Raw genomic sequence first — 18718 nt, forward strand, 5'->3', positions numbered from 1 at the left:
GCTTCAACTTTCTATCTAGTTTCGTTCGCTGAGGGTTTTCTCTTCGTACTGTTTGACGTCTTGCAGCCATGCGGGGCCAACCGGCACGTCCTGTTTCTGACAGTAGTAGTCCCAAACTGCCCCGAGCGGCAGATTCTTGCTTTCTTCCAACCAAGCCAGTCGCGAAGTCAGGTCCCCCTCAGCTTCTTGTTCCTTGAGCAGTTCAACCGGTTCGAGAAGAGCGTTCAGTAGTGCTCGCAAGGTGGCCCGCGTTCCAATTACCCAGGCTGCGATGCGATTAATGCTTGCGTCGAAGAAGTCGAGGCCGATGTGAACGCGTCCCAAATAGCCACCGCGTACGATTTCCTGAGCGATGGCCTGCAACTCGTCCGTATAGGTCACGACATGATCACTATCCCAACGAACGCCACGGCTAACGTGCAACAGAATCTCTTCGACCGACTGAAGGACGGAGGAGATTTTATCGGAGATCACCTCGGTCGGGTGAAAGTGTCCCGCATCAAGGCAAAGCAGCTTGTTGTTCTTGACCGCGTAACCGAGATAGAACTCGTGGGAACCAACGACGTAACTCTCGGAGCCAATTCCAAAAAGCTTGCACTCGACGGCGTCTCGATTGTGCTGGGGATCGATAGCGTCAGCAAATATTGCATCCAGGGATTGCCCCAGCCTCTCTCGCGGTCCTCTGCGATCGACTGGGGTATCTTTGTAGCCATCTGGGATCCAAACGTTGTTGATGCAGGGTGTGCCCAATGCCTTCCCCATTTCGGCGCCGATCTCACGGCAACGACGTCCGTGCTCGATCCAGAACTCGCGAATCCCCGCGTCTTGGTGAGAAAGAGTAAAACCGTCGGCTGATTTCGGGTGCGAGAAGTAAGTCGGGTTGAAATCGAGCCCCATCTTCTTTCCCGCAGCCCACTCGATCCAATTGGAAAAGTGCTCTGTGGAAAGTTGATCCCGGTCGACCTTCTTGCCGCCGGTTTCCGCATAGCAAGCGTGCAGGTTGAGTCGATGAGTCCCGGGAATCAAGGAGAGGGCTTGATCGAGATCGGCCCGTAATTCATCGGCCGTGCGAGCCTTGCCGGGATAGTTCCCTGTGACGGCGATGCCGCCCGTCAACTCGCCATCGGGATTCTCAAAACCTCCCACGTCGTCTCCTTGCCAACAATGCAGCGAGACGGCGATCTCCTGGAGTTGCTCAATCGCTTTCTCCGTACTGACGCCGTGGGCGGCATACTGCTCACTCGCTAGTTGGTAGGCTTGTTCTACGTTCGACATCTAGATTATCCACAATCGTTATTAGGACAGTATCGAGCGATACCGAGTGCGTTGTTCCTGCCAACGGTCCTCTGCAGGAGGGCTTAAGGTTTGTACGCCGAAGGAATCAGCGACGACGTGTCTCAGTTCATTGAGACTGCCAAGCTCTCCGCAACCTATTGCCTGCACCAGCAAGTTGCCGATGGCTGTCGCTTCGACAGGTCCAACGGCAACGGTCTTCCCGGTTGCTTCCGCTGTGAGTTCGTTCAGCAGATCGTTCTTTGTTCCACCACCGATGAGATGGAGCACGTCGACTTTTTGGTCGAGCACTTTCTCTAGCTGTCCAAGCGTATCATCGTAGCAGAGTGCGAGGCTCTCCAAGCAGCTGCGTACGATCTGGCCGACGGACTCGGGCACCGGCTGATCGGTTTTCCGCGCGAAGGTTTGAATCTTTTCGATCATCTTCCCCGGAGCCGCAAATTCGGGATAGTTCGGATCGACCAGCGTTCGACCTGCTTCGGCACTGCGAGCTTCTTGTGTGAGTTGAGCAAAATCGTAGTCTTGCCCCTTTGATTGCAAGTCGCGACGAACTTCTTGGACGAGCCACAACCCCCCGATGTTCTTCAATAACCGGATCGTCCCGGAGACGCCCCGTTCATTCGTGAGCGGAATCTCTCGGCAGTCATCCGAGAAGCAGGGCTCGGCCAATTCAGCGCCGAGCAAAGACCAAGTACCACTGGACAAATACGCCCAGCTCGTTGCTTCATCCGCGGGCACGGCAGCGATCGCTGAACCTGTATCGTGCGTTGCGGGGACGATGACCTCGACATCACCATCCACCCCGGCTGACTCCGCAACTTCACGACGGAGTTTTCCGAGCGAGGTTCCCGGTTCGACGATATCGCCAAGAATGTGCGTTGGAAGCCCTAGTTGCTCGACGAGCTCGCGGTCCCACTCTCCTGATTCCACCTGCAACATACTGCTGGTGGAAGCGATCGTCCGCTCGATGGCGACTTCCCCAGATAACCAGTAGTGGAGTAAGTCAGGCAGGAAAACCAACTTTGTAGCGGCTTCGAATAGCTGGGGCTCGCGTTCGTACCTGGCGGCCAATTGAAAGAGGCTATTAAACGGTAGAAGCTGAATCCCGGTGCGCGCGTAGAGCTTCTCAAAGCCTCCGAGCTGATCCATCACACGCTGGCACGCCTGCTCGTTTTGTGGATCGCGATAGCAGTGTGGCAAGGAAAGCACTTCACCGCTAGAGCCCAGGAGGGTCCAGTCGACCCCCCAAGTATCAACCCCCACCGAGGCCAACTTCACCTGATTATCGCGGCACCACTGGGATCCGCTTTTCAAACCAGTTAGTAGATTCAGCCAAATTCCCGTGAGATCCCAAACGGGGCCGGTTGGCGTTGGGCACGCGTGGTGCTCGAAGCGATGCACTTCCTCAAGGCTGAGTTTGCCATCGTCTTGCAAGACGCCGACGATCGCGCGACCAGAACTCGCGCCGAGATCAAAGGCAAGATGAGCAGCACTCATGGCACCAATTTCAGTTAGCGAAGAAAAGCCTCGTGCAGACCACCGTCGACATTAATGATCTGGCCTGTGGTTCGACTCGATTGAGAAGACAACAAGAAGTAAGCAGCTTCCGCCTGATCTTCAGGCGTGATGGGTTGTTTGGTGAGCGTTCGTTCCGCGTAAAATTGCGCGAGCTTGTCACGAAGCTCGTCGTCTGAGTCACTCTCAGCGAACGCAATATCATACTTTGTCAGCGAAGCAATCACGCGATCGCGAGGGAACATGGTCGATCCCTTGATCACCGTTGCTGGTGCGATTGCGTTGACCCGCACTAGTGGCGACATCTCGATGGCGAGTTCGCGCACCAGGTGATTCGCGGCCGCTTTGGACGTGTCGTAGGCAACAGAGCCCTTCTTGGATACCGCGCCGTTAACGCTCGTTGTCAGAACAACCGAGCCATGAAGCCCTTGCTCTTCGAAGAGTGAGCGAGCTCCCTCAACCAAGTTGTAGCTGCCTCGAACATTCACGTCGAATGTCAACTTCCAAGCATCGTCGGAAAGTTTCCCGTCGCGGCTTGGTGGCAGGAATACGCCGGCGGTGACAACTAAGTGGTCAAGCCCGCCATAGGCCAGCAGAGCTTGTCTGAGTGCTGCTTGGATGGAGTTGGGGTCGGTAATGTCCACTCCCAAACCAATGGCCGGTCCGCACCCCGAGATGCCCGTCCCGGCAACTCCGATCCCTTGGCCATAGATTTCAGTCAACTCTGCCGCGGTCGCTTCTGCTTGCTCGGGATTGAGATCGGCACAAACAACGTGGGCACCTTCCTGGGCAACCCGGTGGGCGATCTCTTTGCCGATCCCAGACCCAGCACCGGCTATGAAAACCACTCGGCTTGCCAGTTCCTTCGCAGGTGGCATCCGTTTCAGCTTCGCTTCTTCAAGCAGCCAGTACTCAATGTCGAACGCTTCCTGTTGCGGCAACGCGATGTACTCGTCCATCGCCTCAGCACCGCGCATCACCTCGACCGCACAATTATAGAATTCCGCCGTCACTCGCGATTCGCTCTTGTTCTTGCCCCAACCGATCATACCTATGCCGGGAATCAAGACGACCGTCGGGTTTGGGTCTCGCATGGCGGGCGAGTTGTCATGCTTACATCGCTCGTAGTAAGCTTCGTAGTCTTTTCGGTACTGGTCCAAACCTGCGGAAAGCTTCTCCCTCAAGGCATTCGTGTCACCCGTTTTTGGATCCCAATCAACGTAGAGCGGCTTGATCTTAGTACGCAGGAAGTGGTCTGGGCAACTGGTGCCTAGCTCTGCCAAGCGCGCTGCGTCCTGAGAGTTCACGAAACGCAGAATTTTCTCATCGGACTGGAGCGTCCCGATGAAACGTTTCTGCTGACTGACTTGCCCACGGAGCCAAGGCAGAATCTCAACCAGAACCTCATCACGGTCTTGCTCGCTTAGAGATTCATACTTTGTGCCGCCGAATGTTTGCTCACCTTTGTCATGTTTTTCAATGAATGAGGCGGCTTTATCAATTAGCGAGAGTGTCAATTCATAGCACTCGCGATCGTCGTCGGCCCAGTTGATCAGGCCGTGCTGACTCATCACAAGGCCCTTCAGATGCGGTTCCTTGGCGACCTTGTCTTGCATCATCAAACCCAGTTCAAAACCGGGCCGAAGCCAGGGAACCCAGCCGACCTCGTCACCAAAGATTTCTTGCGTCAGTTCCTCACTACGGCTACTCGCAGCAATAGAGATCACCGAATTCGGGTGCATGTGATCGACATGCTTGGCAGGAAGAAAGGAGTGCAGCGGAGTGTCGATCGAGCTTGCACGAGGGTTGAGGTTGAATGTGCAATGCGGAAAGTAGCCGACCATCGCATCCTCGGCCGGGGTTTTTGGTCCCTTGGAGGGCATCGCAGCGTAGGTGTCTTGCAAGCTCAGCAGTTTTGACTGATACAGTGACGCGAAGTTTTCCGCTTTGCTCGTTCTGAGATCGCCGCCCGAGCCCTTCACCCACAGGATTTCTACTTCCTCACCCGTGAGCGGATCGATTTCGGTAAGCTTCGAAGAGGTATTTCCGCCACCTGTATTCGTGATCCGCTGATCCGCTCCCAAGGCATTTGAGCGAAAGACGAGCCGATCAACACCCGTTTTCTCGGCTACCTCAGAGTCAGACCAATGATTGGTGACATGCTTGCTGTCGGACTGAGTCTCAGAAACTGCGGCTGAAGACATAATGATACGCTGCGGCTGGAATATGTTGCTAAATGTTGTTTTTGGTGTTCTTTCGCAACATCTTCCAACATACAATTGGTGATGTCAATGACATTCCTTTGTCGAAATGTGGAAATATGTTGGAAACAGCAAAACAGAGCGATCTGCCGCTCGCTTCGCAGCGGCGTCTGGAGATTCTCTCCCAGCTCCAAGAGGCAGGCGCGGTGCGTGTCGCCTCGTTGGCGACTCGCTTCGGCGTTGCCGATGAAACGATTCGGCGCGATCTCGACAAGCTCAGCGACCAAGGTCAGCTCGCCCGGACCCACGGCGGAGCGATAAGCATTCGCCACGACCGCGTTGATCTGCCGATGGCGATCCGCAAGAATCGTCGGGCCGCGGAAAAACAACAGATTGCCAATCAGGCGCTAGAGCTCATTAATCCTAATGATGTCATTGGCCTGGACGCATCGACCACCGTCTTAGAACTTGCGTGCTTGATTCCTGACATGCCGCTGACAGTAGTCACCAATAGCCTCGACGTGATTCGCTTGCTGGCGGATAGGCCGCAGATTGAAGTAATCTGCAGCGGCGGTGAATTCGACCCAAAATCGATGTGCCTGTTTGGGCCACTGGCTGAAGCGAATATTCAGCAGATCGCCTTGAGCAAGCTGTTCTTCTCCTGCAAGGGCATCGACTTCGAGCACGGTTACAGTGAAGCTTCGACGCACCATGCTTCGCTCAAGCGAGTGTTTCTGCAGCAGGCTGAGCAGTCGATTCTGCTGGCGGACTCGAGCAAGTTCGGTGTCCGCTCGATGGTTTCCTCGGGAAAGCTTGATCTCGTGGATCTCGTCATTACCGATGAATCGACGGGCAGCGACTATTTAGAGAGCTTACAGAAACGACATGTCCAAACCGAAGTCGCCTCGCCACGCTCGTCTGCTCAAACTGATCCCAAAATGACCGAGACCATGCAATGACAGCATTACAACCTATCGACAATCCCGATGCAATCATCATCGGCAGCGGAATCATGTCGGCAAACCTTGCCGCGTTGCTGAAGACGATCAAACCCTCAATGAGAATCCAGGTCTATGAGGTAACCGCTGACCTTGCCCAAGAAGCATCGAACGGTTGGAACAATGCTGGCACCGGGCACGCGGGGATCTGCGAGCTGAGCTATACGCCCTTCGTCGGCAAAGATGGGGAAGTGGATATTACCAAGGCGATTGAAGTCTTCCAGCAGTTCGAGCAGTCGAAACAGTTTTGGGGATACGCGGTCGCCAACGGGATGATTGAGAATCCAAGGGAGTGTATTAATCCGGTTCCACACATCAGCTTCGTTTATGGTCAGAAGCAAGTCGACTTTCTCACCTCGCGGTACGAGGGACTTCGAAAGCATCACTTCTTCCGCGAGATGGAGTTTACAACCGACCCGGAGGTCATTCGTGGGTGGGCTCCGCTGTTGATCGAAGGCCGTGAGGAGATGCCGGTTGCCGCGACGAAGATGGATAGCGGCACCGATGTCAACTTCGGAGCGATTGCTCGTAATCTGTTAGAGTGGCTCAACCGCCAAGAAGGCTGCAATGTCGCAACGAAGCATCGCGTGACCGATCTTGAGCCCACGACCGACGAGGGTTGGGCGGTACAGGTTAAGGATCTTGAGCAGAATCGCACCTTTTCCAACAAAGCGAAGTTCGTTTTCATTGGAGCGGGAGGCGGTAGCCTGCACTTGCTACAAAAATCGGGAATTGAGGAGGGGAAAGGTTTCGGTGGCTTCCCGGTCGGCGGGCAATGGATCGTCTGCGATAAGCCAGATATTGTTGAGCAACATCAAGCAAAGGTTTACGGTCAAGCGCAGGATGAAGCTCCAACGATGGCCGTGCCTCATCTCGACACACGCATCATCGATGGCAAGAAAGCACTTCTATTCGGCCCGTTTGCATCTTGGACCACGAAGTTCCTGCATCGTGGCGGCAGTTGGACCGATCTTCCCCGCTCGTTGAAGCTCAGCAATTTAGGAACGCTTATCAAGGTGGGTCTGGCCAACATGCCCCTAGTGAAATACTTGATTCAACAGGGCACGCAGAGCATGAAATCGCGCATAGAATTGCTACGAACTTATTATCCCAATGCTGAACGTGACGACTGGAAGCTCGTCGACGCAGGTATTCGAGTTCAGGCAATTAAGCGAGAGGATGGTCTAGCGGGGATCGTGCACTATGGCACCGAAGTGGTGACCAACCGCGAGAAGAGTCTCGCCGCTTTGCTAGGAGCTTCTCCGGGGGCATCGGTTTCGGTTTCGATCATCACCGAAGTCATCGAAAAGTGCTTACCTGAACTCCTCGAAGAAGAATCATCGCGAGCGGCGATGAAGCGAGCGATCCCCACTTACGGTGAGGATCTACTGCCTGACGAAGCGGCTGACCGCTACTTGGAACTTAGCAGCAAAGCGACACAATCGCTGCAACTCTAGGGCTCTGACTTCGCCGTCGCATCGGCAACGTATTTCGCGTTGGGCTTCGGAAACGCGGCACCCACCGATTCTCGCCAGCGTGATAGCTTGTCCAACAGTTGTGAGGTGAGCTGACTGTTGGCAGAGGCAACATTGTCTTGTTCGCCGAGGTCTTCCTCGAGATTGTAGAGCTCCAGCTCGGCATCCTCATGCCAATCGATGAGTTTCCACTTGCCTTGGCGAATCACGGAACCTGGACTTCCTCCCTGATTGCCGTAATGAGGATAGTGCCAATAAACCGCATCGCGGGAGAGCTTTTCATTCTTGAGTGCGGGCACGAGGCTCACGCCGTCGGCGTGTTGATCGGGCATTTGTGGAATGCCCGCCAGGTCAAGAATCGTTGGCATGAAATCCGTGCTGGTTGCTACCTCGGCAGTTTCGTAACCTGGCTTCGTCACTCCCGGGGCACGAACGATCAAAGGCACGCGGATGCCTCCCTCGTAGAGCCAACCCTTGCCAGCCCTTAACGGAGCGTTGCTTGTGGGCCAGCCCTGATCGTCACTGATGCCGCGATCTCCCGTTGAGAGCCCGCCGTTGTCCGAGGTGAAGATGACGATCGTGTTGTCCGCTAGCTTCAGTTCTTCAAGTTTGCCCAAGACTTTACCAACGGCTTGGTCCATCGCTTCAACCATGCCCGCATAGACGGCATGTTCTTGCACCATTCGTACGCGGGTCTCGCCATCCCATTCGTAAATCGGATCCTCGGTTTCCCCAAAAGGATTCCGCTTCTTTTCGTATTTCTGCCTCAGATCTTCTCGTGCGTTGAGCGGGACATGAACGGAATAGAACGAAAGGTAGGCGAGAAATGGCTTATGACGATGCGACTCAATAAACCGCACAGTCTCTGTCGCGAGCCGGTCAGGAAGGTGTTCGCCCGGAGGGCCATCAGGCAGGCGCGGATTATGGTAGGGCGGAAAATACTGCTTACCGCCGAATGGGCCGCCTTGGAGCCAGCCTCCCTTGTTGATGTCGAAGCCCTGGTACTCCGGCCAGAATCGATCTTGGGAGCCGAGGTGCCACTTGCCAGCGAAAAAGGTCGCGTAATCGCTTGCGTGTAACGCTTCTGCAAGAGTCGTCTCTTCAAGCGGAAGACGATCCACGTAGTTTGCCGGCAAAAGTTCAGTATCGCGATTCCAATGCTCAGGCTGGGGGTCGCCGATATGCGCCGTCAGACCGAGTCTCGCCGGATACTTGCCAGACATGATACTGGCACGCGTTGGTGAGCACACCGGACACGATGCGTAACCATTAGTGAATTTCATCCCACTGGCGGCCAGACCATCGATACTTGGCGTCTCGTAGAAGGTGCTGCCGTAGCAGCCAAGGTCTTTCCAGCCAAGATCGTCGACCAGAATGAATAAGACGTTCGGCGGTTGCGGTTCTGCGGCAGCTTGAGTCTCTGCCGCACGACTACCTTGCGGAAGGTGCAACGAGAGAGCAACGACTAAGCTGCTGGCTAGAAGTTTGAAGTCGAGTGCCATGCGTTGAGTGGTGTTGATCGACCAACAAGAGAAATAAAGTTATACGTCAGTTTCATGTTTTAAGAACACCGGCCCTCAAAGCGAGGGCCGGTGCTGTATCGACCGTGCTGCCCTTTTGACGGACGATTCCTTATCGCTTGCGACTGCTGAAAATTGCAACGCAGCCAAGGCCGAACAGAACTATCGAAGTCGGTTCGGGGATGGCAGTGACTACAAGATTGTCAATGAAGCGGGTATCGAAGTTGTTCGCTCCGACAGAGAACGTTCCGAAGTCAATCCCACCTGCAACTGAGTAATCTTGGGAAATGGTCCCGTCAACGAGAACGTTGATGTCAACCGTATCACCAGAACCATACGCGCCAGCAGTTTGCGGAGTAACCGTTAGCAGCAGCGTGTGGGCGGTGTCGGGAGACAGATAATCAAATGTTCCCAGCGAAGCACCGTCTGCGAACACTTCCGCGTTGGCAGCATTTCCCTGAGCTGCCTGTTGGAACAAGACAGCGAAGTCACCCACATTGGTCGGGGTAAACTCGTTGATGGCTGTCCCTGCGTCGACACCGAGGCCAACGCTAATGAATCCACCTGCTCCAGGACCTGGGTCTGGAGTGACCACGAAACGGCTGAACTCCAGAGCTACTGTGAAACCATTCGGAGCTGCGGCAGCTGCATCGAACTCATAAAGACTTCCCGTACCGTGGGAAATACCTAGGCTGCCATCAGTAACAGCATTACGCCCACCACCCGCTCGCGAAGGACCTGAAACCCAAGCTTGCGCGTTGGTACCACCAAGGCCATTATCGTTGGTGCCCCAGTCAGAGAAGTTATCGGCGGCGCCATTTGGGTCGCCATTGCCATCGCCGCTACCGGTGACGCGCGAGAAAGTATCTGAATACAGTACCGTAGCAGAAGCTTCGGCTACTATCAGGCAGCTGATTGCTGCAAAAGCAGCAAGGAAGTTAAAGACTCGACAACTCATTAGACTCTCCCTCCAAAAAAAGAAAAAACAAAAGCTAGTAAGAATAGTTACTCGAACTAGAAACCCAAATTGTGATGCTTAGCGATGACGCCGTGCTGAGCATCCCGCAAGAAGTGAGACCAGAAGTAAGATCGCACTCGGCTCGGGCACACTACCGACCGAAGCGACTGCACTCGTGGCTCCATAGTTGCCCTCCCAAGTGGGAATGCCGGCTGCATCGTCACGCTGATATTCTAAGAAGTCCGCTCCATCGACAATCATGTCATCGTTGATATCTCCGTCGAGCCCATCACTGGCAAGAGCCGTCACAACGAGATTGTCATATTCACGATGTACGAACCCGTTGCTTGCGAGCGAGAGCGTGCCGAAATCGATACCGCCGACGGTGGAGAACGAATACAGCAACACGCTATCGACAGTCAGTTCCACGTTCAACACATCTGCGTCGCCATAGGCTCCGTTCACTGCGGGGACGATCTGGACCTTAACGGAATGGTCCATGACAGGATCACCATAGGAAATACGACCATTGCCGCTGGGGTCCAGTTCCATTCCATCAACAATGGCGACTCCATCAGTTTGCACGCTGTCCTCAAAGATCTGAATGTTGCCTACTTGGTTCGGAGGATCGTTACCGTCGATGTCTTGCTGAAAGAGGATGGTTAAATCAGCGTTATTCACGTTGAAAGCACCGCCACCTTGAACATCATCGTCCTCGGTGCCGAAACCAACAGAGACGTAACCAGCACCAGGAGCAAAGGGGTCAGGCGGATTGTCTTCATGAAAGCGATTAAAGTCGAATTCAACGGTAAATCCGCTCGGTGCCATCGTGGTAATGTCAAAATCGAAACGAGCTGAGCCCTCGATCGTCGAACCAACCAGTCCATCAGTGACGGAGTTCGCGCTACCGGAATCAGGATTCGAAATGTCGCCAGTTCGAGTTGGGCCGGCCGTATAGGCCATAGAGATCGTGCCACCAAGACCATTGTCGTTGGTGCCCCAATCGGAAAGCCCAAAGCCGGCGCCACCGGGATGCCCGTTGGGCAGGCCACTGCCAGTCGTCCGAGCGAACGTATCTGAAAAGAGCACTGTTTGAGCTGGTGCGTTAGCAGCCAAAAGGCCGCAAAGGGTCAACAGCGACAAACAAGTTGCTGAGATAAGGCGTTTCATAATTCCGTCCCTCTGATCTAAGTAAAAAGTTTTGTTGAGCCATCACACTCACCGCGTGAAGTTATTTAGAAGAGAACTAACCTACGGCAGTTGGACGACCTCGCCGCCATCACTACTACTAAGTCCTTTATAAACTAGTGCGTCAATGCTGTCAGAAATAAACTGCGCAGAACCGTCGCACATCGCAACCTGTACTCCTCCCGCATGTCGACTCCGCGAACCCATCGACATTTGGTTTTCTGTCGTTCCACCAGCACACGGCAAATCGAGATCTACGCGATTGACGCAGACACCGCGGTCGCCATCTGGGGAGTTTGGTTCCAACTTCGTCGAAACTTGATAGCTACTGGGAAGATGGTTCCAGATTCGAGCGCGACGATCGACGCCGGCCCCTTGTTGCGATGGTGCTTGAAGCATCTCCAACAATGCGAATGTATTCGTGGTGCCATCGCTTATATTCTTAATGCTCGCGCCCCATTCGACGGCAAAAGGAGCACGACGATTATCTTCTAGGGTATTCACGTTGGCGGTTTGACCAGGAAGAACTGACTGATCGAACTGGTCGAGATACTCCCAAGATCCCCAGTTGACCCCGTAGTTACCCTTCGCGTCCGCAAGATTCTGCGAGTTGGCCGGGCCTCCCTGGGTGAGTTCCATTTTCTGCTGTTCGTCACTGGGACACTGATAGGTTGGCAAGGCAGTAGTAATCTGCTCTAGAACCACACGAGGTTGTTGATCCCAATCCAGATCGCGGTCGTATGCTGCGAAGCGGGCAGACTCTTCGAGATAGGGTAATAGGTAAACAACGTTCGGTGTTTTTGGGACGTAACCAGGATCATTTGGATTCGTAACCACCGGGCCTTGAGTAATCTTATCGGGGTTGCGATGTCCCAAGTTGCCAGGCGGAAACTCGTTATTGGCAGAGTGATAGTTCTGCAGCGCAAGTCCCAACTGCTTCAGATTGTTCGTACATTGCGAACGCCGAGCCGCCTCACGAGCAGCTTGCACCGCGGGTAGTAACAATCCGACCAAGACACCGATGATGGCAATGACAACCAGCAATTCGACCAAGGTAAAACCTCGGTTCACAAAGCTGATTTGACTGAAGCGCCGATGTTGCACGTTTACTTTCCTGTTCACAGATAAGATCCTCCTGGCTGGTCGCTTGAAGCGACGAGAAGCGGCCTCCTCTACGTGTACTACACTCCAGACCGACACACGCTTCTTACAGTAAACTGCCAGAAAAGTGACAGAGTGGCCTTAAGTCGTTTCAGGATAGGCAATTGGGGAAACATTTTGGCGAGCAGGATAGATCGAGTTGGTCACGACGTCTAAGGGTCTTCCAATCATAATCACGAAGATGCACCCCCTAATGCCCCCGTGGTGTACGCACATCTTTTCCCTGGGTTAACAACATAATTCAAAAGCCACAAGAAAAAAGCAGAAAGTTTCCTGTAAGATTCTTGTGGTTTTTCGGAGTCTGGAAAGTAATTGGAGAGGTCTCTTCTAAAGCGGGGCATCGCGAATTCCTGGTTTCATCCACTACGTTGCTATGTCCGAACACGATGAGACTGCGGATCGAAAATGGCAAGAGATGGGTAACGGCACCGATGACTTCGTCATGGAGATGATTGGTAGTCAGAATCGCCTGCACGCCTACATCTTGTCATTGATGTTCGACAAGGAACGGGCGAGAGACGTCCTGCAACAGACGAACCTCGTACTCCTTGAGAAGAAAGACGAATACGTGCCCGGCACCGCGTTTGGTGCCTGGGCATGCAAGATCGCTTTTTATGAAGTATTGGCTGAAAGGCGGAGATCACAACGTGATCGCCACATGTTCAGCGATGATCTCTTGGCCTTGATTGCCACGCGATCAGAACGAATCACAGCCAGCTTGGACCAACGTAGTGAAGCCTTAGAAGAATGCCTGGCACTTTTACCCTCGAATCAACGTGAAATCTTGATGGCAAGATATCGACCAGGGAACACCATCGGTGATATCGCCAACTCCGTCGGCAAGAGCCCCGGTGCTGTTTCCGTTTTGCTTCATCGGATTCGGAGTGCATTACTCGACTGTGTTAGCAACAAACTAAAGAATCTGCCGCAGGCTTGACCTGACCGCAAGCTGAACCTCATTAAAGAACGACCTATTAGCAAGAGACTGCAAGTAGCCTAATATGCCTTCAAACGATCTCCCCCCTCGAATGCTGATTCCATGGATAAGAACGAACAAAAAAATTTAAGAAAACTGCTGTCAGCAGCTTTCGATGGGAGTCTCGACGAGGAGCAGAAGCAGCAACTAGCGGCTCAGCTCGACGGCAACGCCGCTGCCTGTGATGCCTATGCAGAGTTTATGGCTCTCGAAGCGTCTCTGGAGCAGCGATACGCCAAGACACAACTCGATCAAGAACTGCTCGATCACCAATCGGAGATCGATTCTCAGCTCTCCTCTCGTGCTGAATCGCATGACAGCAGCAGCGAGAGCGTCTCATCTCACGCTACTAGCCTCGCGGTGGAAAGTGCTTCAAGAGAGAAAGCCGTGGGATCCTCGACCGGCAGGGCTCGCGGGCACGGCAAGTCCTCCCCTACTCTCCGTCCAATTATTGCACAAGCAAGTTCGCGCTGGAGAATGTTATCCGCTTTGGCGGCTTCGATTGCTCTGTTGGCTATGGCCTGGTCACTTCGCGGTGAGAAGTTTGCTTCCGTGGTTGCTGTTGAAGATGCTGCTTGGGGAGATGCCGATAGCCTCTCGATTGGCGACCAGCTTGGCGACTCATGGATCGATCTTCGTGAAGGTACGGTCAAGCTTGCTTTCCAAGACAAGTCGCTCGTTTCTTTGCGTGGACCCATACGCTTCCGGGTTGTCTCAGGATCCGAAGGGTATCTGGAATCTGGAAGCTTGACGGCCCATGTCCCTCCCGAAGCTATCGGCTTCCGGGTTGCCTGCGACGACCTATCGGTCATCGATCTGGGAACTGGTTTTGAGCTCAGTACTGACGAATCGAGCGCTACGAGAGTACGCGTTTTAGAAGGTCGCGTGCGGGTTGAATCGAACGCTGAAGAGTCGGCCGTTGAACTTGCGGCAGGAGAACTCGCGACGTATGACCCCAACGAGCCGGAGAACGAAAAGCTCAAGCTTTCTAAGGCCACTTCGCTAGTTCCCAAAACGCGCGGGGCTCTTTCCTATCAGGCCGAGCACCCTGCTTCGCTCGGGTACCGGGCTTATACCGATGACGAAAAAGTAAACGTTTTCCTCGAGCGTTCCTATTTCAGTCTACCCTGCGAAGTACGCGTCAATCACACACGGCCCGGCAGCTACACTTCGCTGGACGTGCCGCGTTCCGTTCTAAACCCAGGGAAGCGCGTCCATGTCTACCTGATTCACTTCTCACCGAAGTCAGGCAGGCGTTTTATCAGCGGAAGTGTCACTTTTCCTGGCAAGATCTTGGGCGTGATCGGGGATACCGATATGCTGAATGCCACGAATTCCGTCCTTGGAACTGACTGGACGCTGCAGTGCCGTCATGCGGAGCGTGGAATCGAATCAACTCCCGATCCGAACTCTGACACTGTCAATGTTAGCTCCGACATGCGTAGGCTTTCGCTGAAACTCCGCACCGAGTCCCTCGACCAGATTCGTGTCTTGGTCGAGCCTGAGCTGTAGCATTCGAAATTGAACTTATCGCGAGTGATTGCCGACGAATGCCCGTGAATAATGCTTCTTTCTGGAAACACTCCCTCGCTGTTCTCGCTTGCTCTCTATTCCTCGCTATAAGCTCGCACAAGTTGTCGCTAGCGGTTGAACAGAACTCAGCCGTCCAGTGGGTCCGCCCTGCGAACGTCCGGTGGAAGTCTGAGGGTGAAGGCCTTACAAAGACGGCTGCACCGAACCAATGGTTTTGCTTCCGCAACGTTATCACGCTTCCTGCCGAGCCTAAAGACGGCACAGCAAAGATCGCCTGCGATTCAAAATACTGGTTGTGGATCAACGGCAAGCTCGTCGTATTTGAAGGCCAGCTCAAGCGAGGCCCCACTCCTACGGATACCTATTACGACTTTGTTGATCTCAAACCCCATTTGCAAGTTGGCGAAAATACGGTCGCCGTGCTTGTTTGGTATTTCGGCAAGCAGGGGTTTTCACATCGCGATAGCGGGTCTCCCGGCTTGCTATTTGAGATTGTTGGCGGCCGGGAAGCACAGATCGATAGTTCACAATGGAAGGCAATTCCTCATCCGGCTTATGGAGACTCTGGGAATCCGAAACCTAATTACCGCCTTCCTGAATCCAACATCGTCTTCGACGCCCGTGATGATCTCGTTGACTGGCAGTTGCCTGGGTTCGATGACACAAACTGGCCCGCGGCGATCGAAGTGGGGGTGCCCGGAACAGAACCCTGGAATAAGTTAATCAAACGTCCCCTGCCCTTGTGGAAGGATTATGGCCTGCGTGACTACTTGGGCGAGCTATCTTTCCCTCTTATCTCAGACGGATCGCCAATCGTTTGCAAATTACCCTACAACGCTCAGGTGACTCCCTACCTCAAGGTCGAAGCAGAGCCCGGTTTGCAAATCGGGATCCAAACCGACAACTATCGAGGCGGCAGCGAACCGAACGTTCGCGCCGAGTACATCACTCGCGAGGGCGTCCAAGAGTTTGAATCCCTAGGCTGGATTAGCGGGCATGAAGTTCGCTACTCCATCCCTGAGGGAGTGAAGGTCTTGTCACTCAAGTATCGCGAAACGGGCTACGACACAGAGTTCACTGGAAGCTTCCAATGCGATGATCCCGACTTAAACACGCTTTGGCAAAAAGCGCAAAGAACTCTCTACGTCACCATGCGCGATACGTACATGGACTGCCCCGATCGCGAGCGTGCCCAGTGGTGGGGCGACGAAGTGATCGAGCTCGAGGAAGCCTTCTACGCACTCGATCCGCAAAGTCATCACTTAGCCAGAAAGGGTATCCTGGAACTCGCCCGCTGGCAAAAACCGGGTGGGCAGCTTTACTCCCCGGTTCCCGCGGGTAACTGGGACAAAGAACTTCCCACGCAAATGCTCGCCAGTGTCGGAGAGTACGGCTTCTGGAACTACTACTGGCATACCGGCGATCAGCAAACCATCAAGCTCGCTTACCCGGCTGTCAAAGGCTACCTCGAGCTCTGGCAAGTCGATGACCAAGGGCTAGTCGTCCCACGCAAAGGCGACTGGACGTGGGGTGACTGGGGCGAGAACAAAGATATGCCACTGCTATTCAATGGCTGGTATTCCTTGGCACTCGAAGGCTACGCCAAGATGTCCGACCTGTTGGGCGAACACGACGAAGCCAACAAAGCGCGTTCTCGCAGGGCCGCATTGCACGACAGCTTCAACCGCACTTACTGGAATGGCGAAGCCTATCGCTCGCCCGGCTACCAAGGCGAAACCGACGAACGGGGGCATGCACTCGCGGTCCTCGCGGGGATCGCCGAGCCTACGAAGTACCCCGCGATTCGCGAAGTGTTCGCCACCCAAGAGCACGCTAGCCCCTACATGGAAAAGTACGTACTCGAAGCCATGTATAAAATGGACCTTCCCGAACAGGCACGCACGCGAATGAAGCGTCGCTACCGTGCGATGATTGATAGCCCGCTGACAACGTTGTGGGAAGGTTGGGGGATCGGCAGCCAAGGATTCGGCGGCGGCACCTACAACCATGCGTGGAGCGGAGGGCCGCTGACGCTGATGTCAAAGTACGTCGCCGGAATCGCACCAATCGAACTGGGTTACAAGCGCTTCGCTGTCCGCCCAAACCTGGGCGAGCTCTCCCAAGTGGAAGCAACGGTTGATTCCGTGGCTGGAAAGATCGAATTAACCATCGAGCGAACTGACAAACGCATGTCGATCGCCATCACCGTACCCGAAGGCAGCACCGCCGAAGTGACTCTTCCCGCCGACTATTCAGAACTCACGTCCGTAGTCCGAGTCCTGCAAGATCGGGAAATGGCAGTGCAGCCGGTAGACCTAGCCGACGAAGCAACGGACTCCGAAACCATCACGCTGTTCCCTGGGAAATGGAAACTAGTCGCGTCGACTGGTGCTTAGGCTAAGACATCAGTAACAACACTTCCATGCACGTTTGTCAGCCGCCGCTCCAGCCCGTTGTGATAGAACGTCAGTCGCTCGTGGTCGAGGCCCATCAAGTGAAGGATGGTTGCGTTGAAGTCGTAGACCGTGGTTTCATTCGTGGCTGCCTTGAAACCAAACTCGTCGCTCTCTCCGAAACTGAACCCACGTTTGACGCCTGCACCAGTGAGAAAGCAGGTAAAGGCGTCCGGATTGTGATCGCGTCCTGTCCCATTAGCTTGTAAGAAAGGCATTCGACCGAACTCAGTTGCCCAGACGACGAGGGTGTTTTCCAGCATCCCACGTTGCTTAAGGTCTGCGATCAGCGCTGCCGTCGGCTGGTCCATGATCTCCGCCTGCATGGCATGCGTTTTCAGGATGTTTGCGTGCGAATCCCAGTTTGTGATGCCATTTCCGCCCGAGGGATCGCTACCATTGAAGAGCTGAACGACCCGTACGCCTTGTTCCAACAATCGTCGAGCGAGAATGCAATTGCGGGCGTAGTGGCCACGTAACTCGCTTCCACCATCGACCCCATAAGCTTTCAATGTGGCCTGCGTTTCGCCCGAGAGGTCCATTACTTTGGGAACGGATGTTTGCATCTTGCCGGCCAGTTCATAGCTGGCAATGCGACCGGCAAGGTTGGCGTCATCGGGATACTGCTGGAGATGCCGAGCGTTTAGCCTTTGGAGCAGTTCGACGGTCTTGCGATCTTCCTGAGCAGACAGGGTCGTCGGGCGGTGAAGATTGTTCGGCGGATGCTTGGCACTGAAATCCGCTGCTTGAAAAGCCGCGGGTAGGAAGCCATTGCCAAAATTGTTTTTACCACTGCGAGCCATGCCCCGTGGGTCGTTGATTGCCACGAATGCGGGAAGTTCCTGATTCTCGGTTCCCAGTGCATAGGTCACCCAGGCACCAAACGACGGGAAGCCCTCCATCGTAAAGCCGGTGTTCATAAAGTTCTCACCCTGTGGGTGAGCGCTCGTCTGCGTGGTCAATGCATGAAAGAAGCAGAAATCGTCAACTTGTTTGGCGAGGTGAGGCAGCAAGTCAGAAACCATCTTGCCGGTTTCGCCACGGGGAGAAAAGTTCCAGAAGGGTTTAGCGATGTTGCCTGAAGGTCCTTCAAAAGTTACGGCAGGAATACCGGGAGGTTTTTGGCCGTGATACTTGGCGAGCGCAGGCTTGTAGTCAAACGTATCAATGTGACTCACAGCCCCTGGGCAGTAGATCACCAGAACTTGCTTGGCAGGCATTGGGAAGTGAGGATCGCGCCGCGCATAGGGACGACGAGAATTGATGTTGGGCCGTATCGGTGCTTTCTCGCCAACACCACCTTTGTCGCTTGCCAACAAACCGTCGGCATCAAGCATGCTTGCCAGTGCTAAACCAGCCGTCGAAAGACCAGCTGTGCCGAGGAAACCGCGGCGATCTAGCAACTGCATGCCACGTGTCGAGAGGCGTTCAGGATTAGTCATGGCAT

The 18718-nt window shown here is 54.3% G+C and carries 13 protein-coding genes; 5 read left to right on the plus strand and 8 right to left on the minus strand.

The window, feature by feature from the left end; translation table 11 throughout:
• Positions 1-15: 15 nt before the first annotated feature.
• The 3 genes from RIB44_11315 to RIB44_11325 are packed head-to-tail and all read right to left on the minus strand — an operon-like array spanning position 16 to position 5012.
• On the minus strand, positions 16-1275 hold the full coding sequence (locus RIB44_11315) for an L-rhamnose isomerase (protein ID MEQ8617174.1): 1260 nt from the start codon (positions 1273-1275) through the stop codon (positions 16-18).
• A 21-nt stretch (positions 1276-1296) separates the two neighbouring features.
• Positions 1297-2790, minus strand: coding sequence for a rhamnulokinase family protein (locus RIB44_11320; protein ID MEQ8617175.1), 1494 nt, complete (start codon positions 2788-2790; stop codon positions 1297-1299).
• A gap of 14 nt (positions 2791-2804) precedes the next feature.
• The gene (locus RIB44_11325; protein MEQ8617176.1) at positions 2805-5012 is read right to left on the minus strand and encodes a bifunctional rhamnulose-1-phosphate aldolase/short-chain dehydrogenase; all 2208 of its coding nucleotides are present in this window, start codon (positions 5010-5012) and stop codon (positions 2805-2807) included.
• A 116-nt stretch (positions 5013-5128) separates the two neighbouring features.
• Between RIB44_11325 and RIB44_11330 the strand changes: the two genes are divergently transcribed.
• Together RIB44_11330 and mqo are read left to right on the plus strand one after the other, a co-directional pair.
• Positions 5129-5968, plus strand: a complete 840-nt coding sequence (locus RIB44_11330; protein ID MEQ8617177.1) for a DeoR/GlpR family DNA-binding transcription regulator — start codon at positions 5129-5131, stop codon at positions 5966-5968.
• On the plus strand, positions 5965-7464 hold the full coding sequence (gene mqo / locus RIB44_11335) for a malate dehydrogenase (quinone) (protein ID MEQ8617178.1): 1500 nt from the start codon (positions 5965-5967) through the stop codon (positions 7462-7464). The genes RIB44_11330 and mqo overlap by 4 nt, the downstream gene beginning before the upstream one ends.
• On the opposite strand, the gene RIB44_11340 is transcribed toward mqo, so the two are convergent.
• The 4 genes from RIB44_11340 to RIB44_11355 form a co-directional block, all read right to left on the minus strand.
• Complete coding sequence (locus RIB44_11340) at positions 7461-8984, minus strand: sulfatase (protein MEQ8617179.1); 1524 nt, start codon at positions 8982-8984, stop codon at positions 7461-7463. The genes mqo and RIB44_11340 overlap by 4 nt on opposite strands.
• 130 nt (positions 8985-9114) lie before the next feature.
• Entirely contained in the window at positions 9115-9960 is an 846-nt protein-coding gene (locus tag RIB44_11345) for a PEP-CTERM sorting domain-containing protein (GenBank protein MEQ8617180.1), read from the minus strand.
• A 78-nt stretch (positions 9961-10038) separates the two neighbouring features.
• On the minus strand, positions 10039-11130 hold the full coding sequence (locus RIB44_11350; protein MEQ8617181.1) for a PEP-CTERM sorting domain-containing protein: 1092 nt from the start codon (positions 11128-11130) through the stop codon (positions 10039-10041).
• 81 nt (positions 11131-11211) lie between these two features.
• Positions 11212-12252 carry a DUF1559 domain-containing protein gene (locus tag RIB44_11355; protein ID MEQ8617182.1) on the minus strand — a complete coding sequence of 347 codons (1041 nt, stop codon included), beginning with the start codon at positions 12250-12252 and terminating at the stop codon, positions 11212-11214.
• A 430-nt stretch (positions 12253-12682) separates the two neighbouring features.
• On the opposite strand from RIB44_11355, the gene RIB44_11360 reads away from it, so the two are divergent.
• The 3 genes from RIB44_11360 to RIB44_11370 all read left to right on the plus strand — a co-directional run bounded on the left by RIB44_11360 (position 12683) and on the right by RIB44_11370 (position 17214).
• Positions 12683-13246, plus strand: a complete 564-nt coding sequence (locus RIB44_11360; protein ID MEQ8617183.1) for a sigma-70 family RNA polymerase sigma factor — start codon at positions 12683-12685, stop codon at positions 13244-13246.
• A 102-nt stretch (positions 13247-13348) separates the two neighbouring features.
• Positions 13349-14797 (plus strand): hypothetical protein, encoded by a 1449-nt coding sequence (locus RIB44_11365; GenBank protein MEQ8617184.1) that lies wholly within the window; start codon positions 13349-13351, stop codon positions 14795-14797.
• Positions 14798-14919: 122 nt separating this feature from the next.
• Positions 14920-17214: an alpha-L-rhamnosidase C-terminal domain-containing protein gene (locus RIB44_11370; GenBank protein ID MEQ8617185.1), complete on the plus strand. Its 2295-nt coding sequence runs from the start codon at positions 14920-14922 to the stop codon at positions 17212-17214.
• Here the strand turns inward: RIB44_11370 and RIB44_11375 are convergent.
• Positions 17211-18713 carry a DUF1501 domain-containing protein gene (locus RIB44_11375; protein MEQ8617186.1) on the minus strand — a complete coding sequence of 501 codons (1503 nt, stop codon included), beginning with the start codon at positions 18711-18713 and terminating at the stop codon, positions 17211-17213. The genes RIB44_11370 and RIB44_11375 overlap by 4 nt on opposite strands.
• Positions 18714-18718 lie beyond the last annotated feature (5 nt).

The sequence above is a fragment of the Lacipirellulaceae bacterium genome (assembly GCA_040218535.1).
In the GTDB taxonomy this organism is placed as follows: domain Bacteria; phylum Planctomycetota; class Planctomycetia; order Pirellulales; family Lacipirellulaceae; genus Adhaeretor.

Excerpts from the sequence above, each read along its gene's own strand:
- RIB44_11315 (MEQ8617174.1), bottom strand. The coding sequence starts at position 1,275 with ATGTCGAACGTAGAACAAGCCTACCAACTAGCGAGTGAGCAGTATGCC.
- RIB44_11320 (MEQ8617175.1), bottom strand. The coding sequence starts at position 2,790 with ATGAGTGCTGCTCATCTTGCCTTTGATCTCGGCGCGAGTTCTGGTCGC.
- RIB44_11350 (MEQ8617181.1), bottom strand. The coding sequence starts at position 11,130 with ATGAAACGCCTTATCTCAGCAACTTGTTTGTCGCTGTTGACCCTTTGC.
- RIB44_11360 (MEQ8617183.1), top strand. The coding sequence starts at position 12,683 with ATGTCCGAACACGATGAGACTGCGGATCGAAAATGGCAAGAGATGGGT.
- RIB44_11345 (MEQ8617180.1), bottom strand. The coding sequence starts at position 9,960 with ATGAGTTGTCGAGTCTTTAACTTCCTTGCTGCTTTTGCAGCAATCAGC.
- RIB44_11375 (MEQ8617186.1), bottom strand. The coding sequence starts at position 18,713 with ATGACTAATCCTGAACGCCTCTCGACACGTGGCATGCAGTTGCTAGAT.
- RIB44_11325 (MEQ8617176.1), bottom strand. The coding sequence starts at position 5,012 with ATGTCTTCAGCCGCAGTTTCTGAGACTCAGTCCGACAGCAAGCATGTC.
- mqo (MEQ8617178.1), top strand. The coding sequence starts at position 5,965 with ATGACAGCATTACAACCTATCGACAATCCCGATGCAATCATCATCGGC.
- RIB44_11365 (MEQ8617184.1), top strand. The coding sequence starts at position 13,349 with ATGGATAAGAACGAACAAAAAAATTTAAGAAAACTGCTGTCAGCAGCT.
- RIB44_11330 (MEQ8617177.1), top strand. The coding sequence starts at position 5,129 with ATGTTGGAAACAGCAAAACAGAGCGATCTGCCGCTCGCTTCGCAGCGG.
- RIB44_11340 (MEQ8617179.1), bottom strand. The coding sequence starts at position 8,984 with ATGGCACTCGACTTCAAACTTCTAGCCAGCAGCTTAGTCGTTGCTCTC.